The sequence below is a fragment of the Carboxylicivirga caseinilyticus genome (assembly GCF_050589785.1).
GTDB classification, from domain to species: Bacteria; Bacteroidota; Bacteroidia; order Bacteroidales; family Marinilabiliaceae; genus Carboxylicivirga; species Carboxylicivirga caseinilyticus.
In genome coordinates this window covers 13,810-31,057 of the sequence record NZ_JBNGOX010000034.1, presented here as the reverse complement: position 1 = coordinate 31,057, position 17,248 = coordinate 13,810, and the positions used below count along the sequence as shown (strand labels likewise).

Genomic DNA, 17,248 nt, shown 5'->3' with positions numbered 1-17,248 from the left:
CTGAATTAAATTGCGTAATTATCTTCCATCTGCTCTCAGCATTGTTCTTATTGTCTTAAGAATAATTACAAAATCAAGTTTAAGTGACCAGTTATCGATATATTCCAAATCCATTCGCATCCAGTCATCAAATGAAATATCATTTCTTGATTGAGAGACTTGCCATATACAGGTAATACCTGGTTTCATAGCCAACCGCCTTAACTGCCAACGCTCATATTCTTTAACCTCTTCAGGAACAGGTGGTCTTGGACCAACAACTGACATATCACCTAACAGAACATTAAAAAACTGTGGTAATTCATCTAAACTTGTCTGACGAAGAAAATGACCAATACGAGTAATTCGCGGATCTTTGGTCATTTTAAAGGTAGGACCATCCATTTCATTATGAACCATCAGATCCTTTTTCAGATCTTCGGCATTGGTCACCATGGTACGAAATTTATACACCCAAAATTTCCTGCCTCTGATTCCAACTCTTTTCTGTTTAAAGAAAATAGGTCCCTTTGACGTCATTTTAATAATAACAGCTATTACTATATAAACCGGAGAAAATATGGTTATAACCAGGAATGATACAATAAAATCAAATATCCCCTTAAACTTAAGTGACAGATAGTCCATTGGAGTATTTGAGATAGTTAGGACCGGAGTTGTATCAAAATAGTGTATGTGAGTTTTGTTTGATAACATATTGAAAAATGGAGAAGACATGCGAAAAATCACACCAATCTCATGACAACTAGTCATCAATGGAAATATCTCTTCCATCTTCGCCTTTTCATTGCAATAGATAACCTCATCAATCGTTTTTGTCTCCAGAATCTCATCAACATTTGTATCCAAAGGCAAATACGGTGCAGCATCCGGATTCCTTTTTTTAAGTTCTTCAGTACCTAATATTCCAGTGATTCGATATCCCCATTCAGGATTCTTTTTTATTTGATTGATAAATTTATTTGCAGACTCATCACCAACAATAAGAATATTTCTAAAATTCAAGCCCCTTCGTCGGGCACTTTTCATGTATTGATAAATCAAAAGTTTTTCTGCAAACATTAGGATGGTAACAATCCCTCCGAAGTATAATATTGGCACTAATCCAATATAAAATAGTTCAAAAACAAAAACCGACAATGCCAATAAACCAGTACCTAATACTGACATTACAATAACATTAAACAGCAAAACGGAATATGGTCGAGACCTGTATATTTCATTTAATCTCAACGCCTTTGAAAGAACAAGCCAAATGCCTAATATTAGCAAATGAAGAATAATAGAATCCTTATTTCTGATAAAAGTTAGCTGCTCAAAATGCAGTAACAGCGCTAACTCAAATGATATCCAAGCAATTAAAACATCAAACGCCGCTAAAGCGTTATAAACTACCTTTTCTTTCTCTCGAAGCATTTAGCAGATTTTTAGGATGGTCAAATTTATTAATTCACTTGTTGATCTCAAAACTTTTTAATTTATGTCAAACTTAAATAACAATAATAAATTCAGATAAACGCCTGTTAAAATGGCGTATAATTAATTCCTAGTCTACCTCCGAATGAATGGTAAAGTTGACCAAAATCATATGCCAATGCCCCATTTAATTGAATTTTATTCAAATTGGGAATCCTCCAATATAACTCCAACATTGTATAAACCTGACTCTTGCCTCCATCATAAAAATAATTATCTATTCTGGTCCAACTATATCTTTTTAAGAATTCTTCGGCATAGCTACCATAATTCATTGTATATGTCGACTTAAGCCTATAATTAATATCGGTAGTTACTTGCCCTTCTATACCAAGATGAAATCCGTTAACCCTGTTATTTATAAATCGGGAATGATTATTAAGAGTTCCACTATTATATTTTTGTACCATTTCGGTTGTGTGATAGAGCGGTGTACCCATTGAAGAACCATGATAAGTCCATCCATTATAATAACTACCATTATTCATATAGTCATCCCGTCCACCAAACTTATTCCCTTCATTGGTTTTATTCTCAATTACCCGAAGAGCATCGGGCCATGCCCACCCTGTTTTTTCTTCGCCAAAAACCTGAAACATGAAATCATCCAGGTTATCCTCAACGTCAGTCCTCCATATTATCGAACCCGCTTTATGATCATTGTAATCAACAGGGTATAACTGATCAGGAATTCCATAACCCGATTGAACAGCTGTTTTTATTAGCTCTAATGAAACTCCTTTTAACCAATTTATTTCCTTTGGATGAATCAACAATCCAATGATATGATCTTTATTCTTCCCAAACCAAAAATTTAATCCGGAACCATCAGCAAAGGGTTTTTGAAAATAGAACTGTAAATCAAACTTCTCTTTCTCTAAATAAAATCCAAAATCCCACATACCCATATGAGCACCGGCTGCATTGGTCTCTTCCCCTCCACCAAGTTTAGAGGATCCTCTGGCAAAAAAAGTTGGCCAGAAGTCTACTTGTATTTTAGTACCATCAGGACGCGTTCCTCCAAATAATGCGGAATGAACAATTCCTAAATATGGCTTTATATTTTTAATACCAAAACGCCCGTATGCCCACTTTTCATGTACTAATAAATTATTCGCACTATTACTTTTTTCTCCTCTTTCATCGTTTAATATTCCTTGAGAAATTCCTCCTCGAACTTCAAACCAGTCAGGTAAAAAACTTAACTGTTTATAATCCTCAAATCCCAGTGTGATCTTTGGTATTGGTCTGGCATTTCCACTCATTAAAAATGAACCACTGGTCAATCTATCATTATAGGAAACCCACGAATTAGCTTCTTTTCCTATTGTATAGTCAAATAACCAGGCATGCCCATTTAAATAAACTTCGTGTAAAATGGATTCCTTTAAATCAGTATTTACAACAATACCTGAACCAACATTTAAACTAAATGATTTTTTATCCATTAAACGATAATCGCCTTTCAGATACAGCATTCCATATGATTCAATCTCACTACTATATATGCCCCATTCATTTGCATGAAGCCATGTAGGCACAATCCCCTCATTTGCAATTGACACACAACTTTCAATTTTTAAATCAAATTTTTCCTGAGCGTTTAAAAAACAAAAAGAAAAAAATAACAGAAAGACTAATGCTACTTTTCGGACCTGAATCATTAAGGTTTATTTAATTAAGCTTCCAAAATAACAATAATTGTACCGAATGAACAAGGATAATAGACATGCTTAATTTTTATTATTTTCGCAGCAAAACATCTGTATCGATTGAAAAATCTTATCACTACACTTATAACAATGTTCATGTTTGTTGCATTCTCAGAAGCACAGCCTTCAAATAGAGCAACAAAAAAAACAGATATCCATCAATATCTAACCATCAGATTACATGGAGGATTGGTGATACCACATCATCCTTCAATGATGTATTTTATTGAAGATTATTCAAAAGGATTTGAGATAAACTATGGCCGAACTGTTTTTTCAGAAGATTCATGGCAAAGTACATTTAATTATCCTGAAATAGGTCTTGGACTATATTATGGAACATTTGGTAATAAAAATATATACGGAGCTGGCCTTGCCTTCTTCCCTTATATTAATTACAATATTTACCGATCAAATCGAATAACTCTGCAAAATAGAGTATCCATGGGATTGGGGTATGTGAATCACCCGTTTGATATTGATGATAATCCTTACAACTCTATTTTTAGCTCGCATCTAAATATTTATATCAGATTAGGGCTTCTTTTCGACTATCGCATTAATAAAAATTTTTCTCTATCAGCTAGTGGAGCCCTTACGCATCTTTCGAATGGTGCCACAAAAAAGCCAAATCATGGAATAAATACCATAACAACAAGTATTGGCACTAAATATCATTTCAATTCTAAAAACACTCCTTCCGTAAGAAAAACAAAACCAGAGTTAAGTCATAAACGTGAGGTCTTAATTGGAGGTAATTTCGGTCGTAGCCAAAGTAATAGATACAACAACCAAAAATACTGGAATACCAGTATCAATATACAACATCTTTGGTATCTGAATAAAAAGAGGGCCTTGGGACTCGGATTTGATCAGTTTTATACTGAGAGTATTCCATTTGCATGGATGGAATTCGCAAATGGTGAATTACCTGAAGACCTAAACTCTTCCTATTACTGGATTAATGGTCTTTATGCTTCATACAATGTATTTTTAGGCAAAACAACTTTATATGTGAATATTGGGAAATACCTTCATACCAAAATGAAGCCACCGGAAACTATTTATCCGCGCATTGGAATTAGACATTATTTAGGCAATCATTTAATTGCAAACTTTAGTGTGAAGGCAAGTTTTTTCAGAGCTGAATTCCTTGAATTTGGCTTAGGTTACCGATTTAAATACAAACAATGAAGAAATTTAGTATAATACTGCTTGCCTTTTTTATTTGCACATCGTGTGAATACATCGACTTTCTTAAAAAAGAAGGTTCTATGGTAGAATATGATTATAACGTTGGAAAAATTAAATATCTTATCGCAGATGCTTCATATCGGATTATATTAACTAACTCATCACCTGAAACTATTCACATCAGTGGATATGATTATCTCACTGACGGTATAATTTTAGAAGAGAATGGGGATACATTAAGAATTGATAACGACCATTATTTTATACAAAAAAGTAAGCTCCCCGAAATTACAATTGATGGTTCCAATCTTATTAACATTACCCTTAATGCTGTCTGTCAAATAAATTGCATTGAGAATATTGAAACAAATCAATTAAAATTGACAATGAATGGTGGTTCTCAGTATACAGAATCAAACCTTGATTTAACATGCCAAAATCTTTCGCTTGCTGTTTATGGGTTAAATAATGTAGGAAACCATATAATAAAGGGAACAGTTGAAAATGTCAGTTATATTCTTGAAGGCAGTGTCAATCTTGATGCTCTCGATTTGTTTTCACAAACAACCAATATTACCCATAAATCAATTGGCTATTGTAAAGTAAACGTCATTAACGAACTGAATGTAAACACCTATTCTACAGGCAACACCTATTATATTGGTAATCCAGCAATACAGCACCAACACATTGAATTACCCTATTTTAATTCTACCGGAGAGGTAATAAAGATTGATTGATATAAGAACCAATACTAACCAGAAATGGCTCACCAAAAGGCAAGCCATTTACTTCATATCAATTTTTGTCGATAATTCACATCACATTTTCACCCCTTTCTGAAATTCTTTTATTCGCTGCTCATCTTCTTTTTTACAAACCATAAATACTCCATTTGCTTCAGTAACGATGTAATCATTCAATCCTTGTAGAACAACCGATCGCCCCTCTGGTACGGTTACAATTGTATCTTTACATTCAAACAGATGTACCTGATCTCCAACAATACTATTACCTTGTTCATCTTTTTGTCGTTTCTCCCATAAACTTCCCCACGTTCCCAGGTCAGACCAACCAAAATCAGCCGGCATAACATAGATATTATCAGCTCGCTCCATTATACCGTAGTCAACAGAAATATTTTCACATGTTGGAAAATATTCATCTATAAAAGATTGCTCATTATCTGTATCATAAACATCAATTCCCTTTTGAAATATTTCAGCCACCGCTGGAAGATGATTATTAATAGCTTTGATGACACTCTTTGCTGACCAGATAAAAATTCCCGCATTCCAAAAGAAATTTCCTTCAGCCAAATATTCTTTTGCAGTATCAATGTTTGGTTTTTCTTTAAATGCCGCAACTTTATTAACTCCGATTTCAACTTCTGAATCTGCCTGAATATAGCCATAACCGATTTCCGGGCGATGAGGTTGAATACCCAGTGTTAAAAGCACTTCATCTTTAGATGTAAAATCCAGACTTTTTTGGATTATCTTCCTGAATCCACTTTCATCCGTAATCAGATGATCTGATGGTGCCACAACTATATTAGCATCAGGATTTCTTTTATTTATCTTATAAGCTGCATATGCTATACAAGGAGCCGTATTACGCATACATGGTTCCAGTAACACCTGTGAATCAGAAATCTCAGGGAGTTGTTCCTGAACAATTTCTTTATAATTCTTACTGGTAACAATAAAAATATTCTCCATCGGAATTAAATCCCCAAACCTACCAACAGTTTGTTGAATCATTGTTTTTCCGGTTCCCAGAATATCAAGGAACTGTTTCGGAGTCTTGGCTGTACTCATTGGCCAGAATCTGGATCCGATACCACCGGCCATTATAATCAGGTAGTTATTTGTATGCATATTCAGATTTTCTCAATATTGATCTATTCTAGTTGAATCTGCAAGATAACAGTATTGCCAATAATCACAAATGATTCACATTGTAATATGGAACTAACGACATTAAAAAATCAATTTTGTATATTTATAAACATGGGAAGACACTTGTTTACAATACTATTTACTTCAATCGTAATATTAACGTCTTGTATTGATGACCACTATAAACCAACAGTCATCACACCTAAAGTCGTTTTGATAGTAATGGATGGCGCACGCTATACTGAAACCTGGGGTGATTCAACCCATCAATTTATTCCTTTTCTATCTGATTCGATTGCTCCCAAAGGAGCAGTATTTACTAATTTAAAGAATCAAGGCATCACCTCAACCATTCCAGGGCATACAGCTTTAATTACGGGATATTATGACACCCTTGCCAATAATGGTACAGAGTACCCCACACATCCTTCAATATTTCAATACTTTGAACAAAAATACCAGGAAAAAAGCTGGATTATCTCCAGTAAAGACAAGTTATCAGTCCTTAGCAACTGCAAGGATTCGCTCTGGCAAAATCAGTACAATCCCTATTTCGATTGTGGTAAAGAAGGACTTGGCACTGGTTATGGATATCGTGACGACAGTATTACACTCAAAAAAGCGCTATGGATATTGGATGTATTTAAGCCCCGTCTTTGTCTGATTAACTTTAAAGAACCGGATGCTTCTGGTCATTCGGGCAACTGGAATAATTATCTGAAAGCCATTCAAACCACAGACAGCTTGATCTACCTGATCTATAAATACTTGGATGCTGATCCTTTTTATAAAGATCAAACCATCGTGTTTATCACAAACGATCATGGCCGACACCTGGATGGCATCAGGGATGGTTTTAAATCGCATGGCGATACATGTGCCGGTTGCCGGCACTGTATGTTATTTACATATGGTCCGAACATAAAAAAAGGCATCCGTGTGGATACCTTATATTCGTTTATTGATGTGACTGAAACCATGGCATCAGTATTAAAGTTGAAGATGATTGATATGGAGGGACAAGATATTAGAGAAACATTTTCTAATTGGTAATTACTGATCTTTGTTCATTTTATTATTACCTCTTATTTGTCCTTATACCCTCCATCAGTTGTTTGCAGATAATAACATGTAAGTGCTAAATATATTGCATTAATACCACTGGCAAACACATGACCAGCAAGTGCTCCAATCAATACATACTGTGAAATAAAGAAGATACCTACTTTATTGTGCATGTTAAATGAAAAGATTGTCATTCTTACTAGATAAATATATAATATAAATCCAACTGCTCCCCAAAAGCAAAAGATATCTATCAAATCCATTTCAGTTAATGGTATCTTAAAATAATTACCACCTATAAAATAATTCCAAAACTTAAAGTCATTTAACAATGGTATTACATTTTGCGCAATATATGCACTTCGCTTCGACGTGATGGCATATAACACCCCTTGGTTTTCCAACTTTTCTATAAAAAACCCATAAATCCCTGTTAAATACACAAATACTCCTAAGACTATCAAAATACCTATACCCAAAGCTACAGTTTTCACTAATGATAATCTAGCCTGAAAAACTAATAAATAGATCAAATAGCAAAATATGAATAATAAAATTGCTTTTGTCCCAAGCATAGATGCTGCCAACATTATCAATCCTAACTTAATCAAACTAGGTGCATTTTTATGACTGAAGAATTCTTCCCCAAAAAAGATAATCCCAATCATCCAAAAATATGTGATTTCATTTTGAGTGGCTAATAATGGCTTATAGCCAAATCTACTTTGGTTATAAGTATAAAATAATTCAATGTTAAATATAAAAGCAATTAAAACAATAATGGCAGAAATTAAGAAAATAGCCTCAAATATAGGTTGTATTTTTTTCCAATTAAGGTTTGATGATTTAATCCAGAGATAAATTATAATTGCAAATACGTATTTATTTGCTTGCTTTAATATAATGTATAATACTTTTGTTTCAAAAACTCCAGACCTTAAAACATGAACAAAGTAACTCAAAAGTGATAATATTATCAGGCTAGTAAATAAACCCAGTTCTTTTCCATAAGCCTTCTGCTTTAAAATGGCCAGCAATGCATATCCCTCAATAATTGCCTTACCATATACAGATACACTATTGAATGAATTTAAACCTACCTGCTGTTCAATAATAAAATTGATGGAATCTAAAAGAAAAAAAAGAATTATACTAACTATTAATATGTATTCATTTTTTGTTTGGTCCATAGTCTACATACTTAAAGCCTTCATAAAAATTTCCTCATACTGTTTGACTATTCTTTCCCAATTATACAATTCCCTTACTTTAGTATAATTGTTTTCAATCACTTCCCTCCGTTGCTTAGAATAATAACTTTCTAAATGAAATTTAACATCAACAGCATTTTTAAAATAACAGGCATCATTTTCTAAAATTGCCTTATTAAATAAGTTATCATTAGCACAGATATAGGCTCCCGATCCCATTGCCTCTAATAAACTCGGATTTGTACCTCCTACAGTGTGTCCATGAAAATAGAGCTTTGAGTAATACCTTAAGCTATTCAATTGCTCAATATCGTATATTCCACCAACAAATTTTATTAAATCATTATGTGCATATTTCTTTTTCAGATCTTCTCCATATTTGGTTGTATGATTTCCAACAACCAGAAATGGCTCATCATCTTCAACCAAACGCTTACCATCCAATATTATTTCAATACTATTTTCAGGCTCCAATCGTGCAATTAACATGGAATATTTATAAGGTTCGAGATTGTACTTTTGCAAATAGTCCTCCGAATAATTCTCTATCACATGGGAACCATAAGGTATATAGGTTGAATCAACATTATATTTCTTCTTCAGGTAATCTTGAATTCCAATGGAATCAGACACCAAATAATCACTATATCTCACACCTAGTTTTTCAGCATAAAGTAGAAACTGTTGTACCTTTTTAGTATACTTGGTTCTTTTCCATTCTAAACCATCCATATTGGTTACTATCTGAGGAGTTGAAGGTAAAAGTTTACCCCATATACTGCTACTTGTATAGCCCAATTGAAGAATGACATCAAAATCTCTTTTTCTACAATCAAGAATACAGTTTAAATCATAGATAAACTGGCCCGCTGTACCTATTTTTTTCTCCGGATCGTATTTGTGAATTATTTTTACCCCTTTCCATTCTGGCTCCTGATAAGGATGATAATGACTGTTATAAACGGATACATGATGTCCATTTTCTACCAAATATTTCGCTAAATATTCGGCAAATTGTTCAAATCCTCCATAATAATTAGGAATACCTCTGGTACCAATTACAGCTATCTTCATTAAAAATTCAATTTTGTCAAAGCACCTACAAACCTATTAATGTATGCCTGCTCAGTATACTCACGTTCAAACAATTTTCTTCCATTCTTGGCAATCTTGAAACAGCTTTCCCTGTTATTTTGTAAGACTAGTACAGCCCTTATTAGGTCAGTTTCATCACTGGGTTTAAAATATAAGCCGCTATGATTATTTTCGAAGATTTCACTTAGTCCTCCATGTTCTGCTCCAATAACAATTGCTCCTGCACTCATTGCTTCAATAGCAACTAATCCAAATGGTTCTGGTCTTTTGGAAGGAACAAAAACAACATCAGCCCATCTGTAATTCTCCCAAGGATCATCAACAAAATCAATAATTTTAACTTTCTCTTTAATTATGCTATTTTCAATTAGACCATTAATTTTTTCTAAAAAGTGCCTCTGATTCTCAAAAACACTCCCTAAAATTCTTAATCTAAAATCAATACTTTTATTAGTTAAAGCTAATCTCGTTAAACTTTGAATTAAAAAATCCTGGCCTTTCCAATCGTTAATACGCCCAATCATTAAGAAGTTTAGAGGCTTAGTAAATTCTTTCTTCTGAAATGGAAATCCTTTAATTCCATTAATTACAATTATACCATTATTTTTTAAATTGAAATGAGAACAAACAGCCTGAGATATATACAAACAACTTACCTTTGAAATACGAATAAGTTGTCTAAAAAATAGCATTAATTTGGTAGAAGGAATTTCATGAATATGCAATAGGACCTTACCTTTTGTATACCTGGCTGCTAAAAGATATGAAAGAACAACTATAGAATTTATATATACAATATCGTAAGTATTACAAAATCGAATAGTTTCTCTGATGCGCCATAAAGACCCAAGTAGTTTGTTAAGTCTTAATCTTTTGATGTCACTTTTACGCAATACTGCCATTGGCTTTATAACAAGATGATCACACACATTATTATCTCTTAGATAATCTGCAAGTTTACCATCTTTGGGAATATTTGCAGTAATTAAAGCATCCGGATACTTTTCCTTTAGTGCAGTGAGAGATAAAATAAACATCCTATCAGATCCATACAGTTCATACCCTTGATGTACGGCTAAAATCTTCATTACTTATCTCTTTTTTAATAATTTTGCAGGAACTCCACCATATATCGAATTATCCTCATAAAATCCTGATTTAACAACAGAACCTGCAGCGATAATACATCCATTACCAATGTTCGCTCCATCTAATATGGTTACTTTTGCTCCAATCCAACAGTCACTGCCTATTTTTATACCTTGCCTGTTAATCCCTTGTTGCCTAATCGGCCTTGCAAGATCTTTAAAATTATGATTCTCAGAATGTAAGCTTACATAATTTCCAAAAATGGTATCATCACCAACGCTTATCCCTCCTGCGCATCCCCAAAAACCATGCGTTCCCATACCTACATTTTCTCCAACAGAAAGACCTTTTCCTATATCCTTTAAACTACCAGAGCATTCAATGGTGGTATATTTGCCAACTGATACATTATTTTCAAGAGTTATTCCCTTCTCTGATAAAGCATCAATGTATACCCCTCTTCCAAATACAACTGTGCCACAAAGCTTAATTTTGGATTTACACTTAAATGAACACTTTGTGCTAATAAACACACTACATGATAATTTACGAAATATCAGCATGCCCCTAATAAATTCAATTAATTTATTTAGAACAAATACTAATAAATAACCAGAAGGAATATTCTTATCCAAAACAAACTGTTCGCCTTTTATCTTACTAATAATAATTGATAAAAATCTACCTAACATCAAACCTTAGTTTTAACAATGTAATACACCCTAATAAAAAAATACCAAAAGCAAATAACCTAGACATTCCACCAGTCTTCACATGAGCATAAAACCTTTCTTTAAGGGATTTAAACGACAAACTCATACCTCCCGCTGTCATATCAACAAGAATTTTATTCAAAAACCGCGCATTAAGCTTATCTTTCTTTCTCAGCAACAATTCGTAGTCCCCAATAATTTTATAGTTTATATCATAATAGCCAATTTGTTCAAAAAGCCTTCTATTGTGTAAAGAACCCACATGTGCACATGTCATTTGATTTTTAAATTCTTTCCATTTCCAGGCTTTACCAAGAATGCGAACAGTTTCTCCATCAAAATTAACATAGTTAACTTTGGAAGATATATAATCTACATCTTCATCATGATATTTATCGATCATTTCACAATATGATTCAACAAAATCTGGTCTTATTGTATCATCAGCACCTACAAAGCAAATCCAATCATGAGTAGCCAGTTCTACACCTTTATTCCAGGCATCATACAAACCTTTATCTGGTTCTGATATTAAACTAGTTACTAAATGGGGATGTGCCTCAATCAACTCGACTGTTCTATCAGTTGAGCCTCCATCTATAATAATTAGTTCGAATAATTTAGAAGTTTGACTTTTAACTGAATCAAGAAACTTTTCGATTGTAGATGATGCATTATAAGTGGCACATATGATTGATAATTGATTATTAATGATACTCATCTCACTCTATAATATTAACTTTTTCATTCATCTCTAAATAAGGATTAACACCTAATCCTATAAATGCCCAAGATAATATAATATAAGGCATACCTTGTGTATTAACAGAAAAGAAACTTGCTGCAAATGTGACACAAACCAGAGCCAACGAAAGTCGTGCAAAATATAATTTGTCTCGTTTAAAATAACTTTTAATGCTTATAACCAAATAAATTAAAACTAGTAGAAAGTATCCAATAAACCCAATCTCATATATCATATTAATGGTTGCCGATTCTGCAAAGAATTGGATAACATCAGGATTTTGATTATTTGTTGTTCCCAATCCATTGCCCCATGGGCGATTAAATATTTCAGTAAATCCAGAGTTAACATCATTTAAGCGATCAGCAGAGCTTGCTTCATCTCCTGATATAGTTTTTGAGTAAACCTTAGTTATTATTTCACTCTGTGCAAGCATAAACAATCCAATTGTTGACATGATCATGAATCCTAAAAGAAATGATATTTTTATCTTTACTTTTTTTGTAATTACAAACATTATCAGTCCACCAATAAAAATTGCCCAAGCTGCCCTTGATAATGAATAAGCTAAAGCAACAATTCCAACACTATTTATAATATTAAAAAGTAGCTTATACATCTTACCTTTTCTATATCCTAGATCAGTATAACGTGCAACAATACTAAATAATAAAGTTACTGCAACAAACAAACCAAAATCATTTGGTCCCCCAATTACTCCAGCCATCCTTTCAAAACCAAGTATCCGTGCCGATGTTGTTGTGTACCAGATATACCCATCAGCACTTATTGATTCAATCCTTCCCATATAAAAACCAAGAGGTATTTTAAATATAAAAAGTTGAATAAATCCAAATATATAACCTATAAAATATGACACAGACGCATAAATAACGAACTTTCTTAATTTTATATAATCCAATTTAATATTGGAAAAAATAATAAAAGTAATAATAAAAAATAGATGATTTCTGAGTGGGTTTAAGGCATTGCTTTTATTCTGAGTAAAAAAGAAAAAAAATAAAACATTGATTAAGAACAAAAAATAAAGTACTAAGAGATTCTTGTTAAGTACTATTCGGCTACTGCTTAAAATAATCTTTCCTAAAATTACCAGTAGCACTAATTCCTTCCAATTCGCAAAAATCCCTCCTCCATTCATAAAAAAGGTAAAGAAATTCTTAATAAAAGCATGAAAAGGTAAAATTATCATGAACATAGTAATTCCCTTTTCAATCCTAATAAAAAGAGTAATAGCTACAAGAATGAGTATAACTAATAATTCTAACATTGTTTCTGCAGGAATTCAAAAATGCGTTTACATGAATTATTATCATTATGCAAGTGAAATGAAGAAACCTCAATATTTCCATTACTCTCTGTGAGTGATTTTTCCAGTACAGTTAATAACTCTGATTCATTAAATGCCAGATAGGCTCCTTTAATTTCTTGTGGAGAGAAATACAACTCATTATCATTCGTTTCATAATCATCATAAAGATAAAAGACTATTGGTCTGTTTAGTAACATGTAATCAATATAACAGCTTGAATAATCAGTTATCAAAATATCACTCACAAATAGAAGTTCCTGAGGATCTACTTTTTCTTTAGTCATATCAATGAATACTTCCGATAATTCCCCCTCTTTATCTTCACGATAATTTAACACCATATTTTTATGAAACTTCCATATTATTTTAATATTATTTTTTTTAAAGAAATCTATAGCTTTACTATCACCCTTAAATATCTTAGGATTCTGTAGACCTTTTCCATATGCTCGATGTGTGGGCATGTAGGTAATAACAATGTCATCCTCCATAAAACCCAGATTCTTCTTAATCTCCTTGGCATCCCACTTAAAGAATACATCTGTTCGAGGTTGACCTAAGATCTCAACATTTTCATTGCGAAATGCTGATTTCAATATAGTTGCAAAACATTCAGAAGTTGCCGGAATCAAATCAACATTGTGATGCCCAAAACCAACAACCAACCAATCCCACAGCTTCGCTCTATAGCTTTGTTGCAGAACACTATGCGGTTCATAATCATGAACTATCTTTTTCATTGGCATTCCATGCCAAAGATTAATTATTCTCCTTTGCTCTCGAGGGTAAATAAACAATATATCACTTCTCATAGTACAAAACAAAACCACTCCAGCAGTCAGTGCATGATAGATTCCAACTAAAGAAAAGTTCATATAAACATTTAATCCTTTCGACCTTAGTAATTCACGTACTTCTCTATTTCTTGTTAACCAAATACAGTTAATATCTTTGTGTTCTTCATATGTATATTCAAAAAAATACTTTGCGTTGTCGGCATAGCTATTACCATCATTAGCTCCAAAAACCCATTTATTCCTATTTACTGGAAATATATGACTAATAAACTTTAATGAAAGTCCAATAATTACCCAGATAATCTTTTTAATCATTAGCACATTATTTTACTCATAATCAGATCCACCATCCTTTTTGAACTCTTACTGTCAAAATAAGAGTGAACTTGCTTACTTATTCTTTTTAAATCATCCTCCGTTTTATCATCAATCCAATTACTGTAAAACTCCAATATGGAATTCCAATCATTGAATACAGGTAAATTTAATTCTCTATAATCGAATACAAACTCACCATTTGACTCAATATATGCATCCCGATCAGGTGTTAAAAGATAAATCGGTTTTGAAAGAATGAGAAAATCAAAAATAATACTCGAATAGTCAGTAATTAAAAAATCAAACAATCCCAAGATCTGATAGATATCGTTATTTATTTCTGAATCTAACAGAAAGATTACGTTATTGCTTTTAAAATTTGTAGGCAGCTTTTTAAAATCAAATGGGTGTATTTTAATAAATAAAACAAATCCTTTATTTCTACTTTGCTTTTCAATAACATTAATATTCTTGACTAATTCTGAAACTATATCAAACTCGTATTCTCGCCTATACGTTGGCATATAAATTCCGACATTATTGCCATTAGCTCTAATATTCTTTATTAGAATAGCAATCTCATTCTCCATATTAGGTTTTAACATTGCATCTAACCTGGGAAGTCCTATTTTTACAATTGGCGCAGTTTTTCCGAAAACTTTCTTCAGAATTTCTGTCGTATAATCAGATGTACTCGGTATGGCAAGAAAGCTCCTATATCGAATGCTTTTCCATAAAAAAGGAAAAACATATCTTAACTGCAGTGAACGTTTATACTTAATTTTTGCCTCTTCCTTCTGATCTGAAAGTAAAACAGGCTTTAATGGAATTCCATGCCAAGTTTCTACTATTTTCATTCTAGCACAAGAATAGCGATTTAGATCTACCAATCCATGGGATATCACTCCAACTGAAGCTCTCATACAATAAAAAACGCCAAGTAAACTGTTTATATAATAAGCATTATAACCTTCCTTCCTTAAATGGGTTCGAACATCTTTATCTCGTGTTAACCAAATACATTTGATTTCATGATGATGTAAAGTAGTATACTCAAAAAGATACTTTGGATTATCAGCGTAAGCTTTCCCTCCCCAGGATCCAAAAACCCAAATTCTTAGTGATTTGGGAAATAAAGAACTTATAACAAAAAGTACATTGCCAAACAAATAATACAAAAACTTACTCATTTTCGTTTAAACTCTACAAGTACATGGGCACCTAATAATACAATAATAAAAAGTAGCTTACTTATAAGCATTTCCAAAGAATAATTTGTTTTACTTTCCAGAATTGAAATACCAATAAATAAAACTATATACAATCCAATAATAAACAAATTTCGAAACCTGAACAACTTAACACCAAGTCTCTTATTTCCATACACATAAGCCATAATGGTCGCTAGTAAAAAAGACAATAATGAGATATAGGTTACAAAATTTATGGAAATCTTATTCAGAAAAATTCCATACAAAACAACATTAAAGATTGGCACTATCACGCCAATTACTTTATACTTCGTGGTGGTATCTGCCAAAAAAATGCCTGCTGAGAATATGAAATAAAAGCCTTGTAATAAATAGGAAAAAGACAAAGGTAGAACATAATTAGTTGCCTCCCTATATTCATAATTTTTGATTAAATCAAAAAAATCATTTTGCAATAATTCAAGAGAGAAACAAAAAAACAATCCTACCCAAAGGAATATAGTAAAAACACGATTTACAGTTTCTTTAAAATCATATTTCTGATAGTGTGATTTAACAAACGGCAACCATGCTAAAGTAAAGGGAGATATTAGTAACGCTCCAACAAATAATGATAACCGCTGTGCCATTCCAAGTATACCAACGTCATCAAACGTGCCGTTAATTTTTAAGAAAAACCTCATTGTTCCCAATACTAGCACAAATGACAGAGAATTTAATAGAATTGAAAACCCAAAATCCAACATCCTCTTAAACAACTCTTTTTCAAACCTGAATCTGATATATTTAATAACTCCAATTGTACCAATAACAAAAGCAATTATAGAAGCAAACAAGTGGCCAAGTAGTATTGCCAAGTAGCTTAACTCTGAAGTTAATAACAGAAAGTATGATCCTCCCAGAAATACAATGGTATACACCACATTAACTAATATATATTTCAAAGGTTCTCTTCGCTGTCTATATATTCCTAATGGAATGGACATAAATGCTGCAAATGTGGATATTAAGTGAATATAAATTATTTCTTTCCAGTAAATACTAATTTCAGGAATTAAGAAACATAATAGAGAAATTAGCAAACCAATTCCTGTGATAGTCACAACAACCAAGAAACCATTAAAAGCAACATGATCCTTACGTAGCGAACTATTGGTAAACTTAAAGATAGATGTTAAGATTCCCCATCCATATATTATTACTAAAATATTCTTAAGACTAAGAAAATAATCTAAAGTACCAAATTCATCCTTTTTCAAGAAGAACAGTATCAATGGCAGTACAAATATTTGGGTAGCTTTTAATAAAAAACTACCCAATCCATATATTATCGAGTCTCCTAACAGTTCTTTTAATTGCTTCATTTCCTCTATTAGATTCTATTGAGG

At 32.5% G+C, this 17,248-nt stretch carries 15 protein-coding genes; 3 read left to right on the top strand and 12 right to left on the bottom strand.

The genetic code is table 11. The annotated features are described in order from the left end of the window. Positions 1-18: 18 nt before the first annotated feature. Both ACRD62_RS16115 and ACRD62_RS16110 read right to left on the bottom strand, forming a co-directional pair. Complete coding sequence (locus ACRD62_RS16115) at positions 19-1,416, bottom strand: sugar transferase (RefSeq protein ID WP_430821143.1); 1,398 nt, start codon at positions 1,414-1,416, stop codon at positions 19-21. A 107-nt stretch (positions 1,417-1,523) separates the two neighbouring features. Beyond that, a complete protein-coding gene (locus ACRD62_RS16110; protein ID WP_430821142.1) occupies positions 1,524-3,140 on the bottom strand; it encodes a capsule assembly Wzi family protein in 1,617 nt (538 codons plus the stop codon). Between the two features lie 108 nt (positions 3,141-3,248). Here ACRD62_RS16110 and ACRD62_RS16105 point away from each other — a divergent pair, with 108 nt between their 5' ends. Together ACRD62_RS16105 and ACRD62_RS16100 are read left to right on the top strand one after the other, a co-directional pair. After that, entirely contained in the window at positions 3,249-4,382 is a 1,134-nt protein-coding gene (locus ACRD62_RS16105) for an acyloxyacyl hydrolase (protein WP_430821141.1), read from the top strand. After that, positions 4,379-5,122, top strand: a complete 744-nt coding sequence (locus ACRD62_RS16100; RefSeq protein WP_430821140.1) for a GIN domain-containing protein — start codon at positions 4,379-4,381, stop codon at positions 5,120-5,122. Before ACRD62_RS16105 ends, ACRD62_RS16100 begins: the two co-directional genes overlap by 4 nt. Before the next feature lie 81 nt (positions 5,123-5,203). On the opposite strand, the gene ACRD62_RS16095 is transcribed toward ACRD62_RS16100, so the two are convergent. Further along, the gene (locus tag ACRD62_RS16095) at positions 5,204-6,262 is read right to left on the bottom strand and encodes a mannose-1-phosphate guanylyltransferase (RefSeq protein WP_430821139.1); all 1,059 of its coding nucleotides are present in this window, start codon (positions 6,260-6,262) and stop codon (positions 5,204-5,206) included. A 132-nt stretch (positions 6,263-6,394) separates the two neighbouring features. Here ACRD62_RS16095 and ACRD62_RS16090 point away from each other — a divergent pair, with 132 nt between their 5' ends. Further along, positions 6,395-7,336, top strand: coding sequence for a sulfatase-like hydrolase/transferase (locus tag ACRD62_RS16090; protein ID WP_430821138.1), 942 nt, complete (start codon positions 6,395-6,397; stop codon positions 7,334-7,336). A gap of 32 nt (positions 7,337-7,368) precedes the next feature. Here ACRD62_RS16090 and ACRD62_RS16085 read toward each other — a convergent pair whose 3' ends face one another. Genes ACRD62_RS16085 through ACRD62_RS16045 form a run of 9 tightly spaced genes read right to left on the bottom strand, consistent with a single transcriptional unit; the run spans position 7,369 to position 17,224 of the window. Further along, positions 7,369-8,538: a hypothetical protein gene (locus ACRD62_RS16085; RefSeq protein WP_430821137.1), complete on the bottom strand. Its 1,170-nt coding sequence runs from the start codon at positions 8,536-8,538 to the stop codon at positions 7,369-7,371. Between the two features lie 3 nt (positions 8,539-8,541). Further along, on the bottom strand, positions 8,542-9,633 hold the full coding sequence (locus ACRD62_RS16080) for a DUF1972 domain-containing protein (RefSeq protein ID WP_430821136.1): 1,092 nt from the start codon (positions 9,631-9,633) through the stop codon (positions 8,542-8,544). Further along, positions 9,633-10,742: a glycosyltransferase family 4 protein gene (locus ACRD62_RS16075; protein ID WP_430821135.1), complete on the bottom strand. Its 1,110-nt coding sequence runs from the start codon at positions 10,740-10,742 to the stop codon at positions 9,633-9,635. Before ACRD62_RS16075 ends, ACRD62_RS16080 begins: the two co-directional genes overlap by 1 nt. Before the next feature lie 3 nt (positions 10,743-10,745). Then, positions 10,746-11,435, bottom strand: coding sequence for an acyltransferase (locus ACRD62_RS16070; protein WP_430821134.1), 690 nt, complete (start codon positions 11,433-11,435; stop codon positions 10,746-10,748). Further along, positions 11,425-12,177, bottom strand: a complete 753-nt coding sequence (locus ACRD62_RS16065; RefSeq protein ID WP_430821133.1) for a glycosyltransferase family 2 protein — start codon at positions 12,175-12,177, stop codon at positions 11,425-11,427. The genes ACRD62_RS16070 and ACRD62_RS16065 overlap by 11 nt, the downstream gene beginning before the upstream one ends. 1 nt (position 12,178) lies before the next feature. Beyond that, on the bottom strand, positions 12,179-13,492 hold the full coding sequence (locus ACRD62_RS16060; protein WP_430821132.1) for an O-antigen ligase family protein: 1,314 nt from the start codon (positions 13,490-13,492) through the stop codon (positions 12,179-12,181). Beyond that, on the bottom strand, positions 13,486-14,646 hold the full coding sequence (locus ACRD62_RS16055) for a CDP-glycerol glycerophosphotransferase family protein (protein WP_430821131.1): 1,161 nt from the start codon (positions 14,644-14,646) through the stop codon (positions 13,486-13,488). Before ACRD62_RS16055 ends, ACRD62_RS16060 begins: the two co-directional genes overlap by 7 nt. Beyond that, positions 14,646-15,839, bottom strand: coding sequence for a CDP-glycerol glycerophosphotransferase family protein (locus ACRD62_RS16050; protein WP_430821130.1), 1,194 nt, complete (start codon positions 15,837-15,839; stop codon positions 14,646-14,648). The genes ACRD62_RS16055 and ACRD62_RS16050 overlap by 1 nt, the downstream gene beginning before the upstream one ends. After that, on the bottom strand, positions 15,836-17,224 hold the full coding sequence (locus ACRD62_RS16045; protein WP_430821129.1) for a lipopolysaccharide biosynthesis protein: 1,389 nt from the start codon (positions 17,222-17,224) through the stop codon (positions 15,836-15,838). The genes ACRD62_RS16050 and ACRD62_RS16045 overlap by 4 nt, the downstream gene beginning before the upstream one ends. Positions 17,225-17,248: the final 24 nt, after the last annotated feature.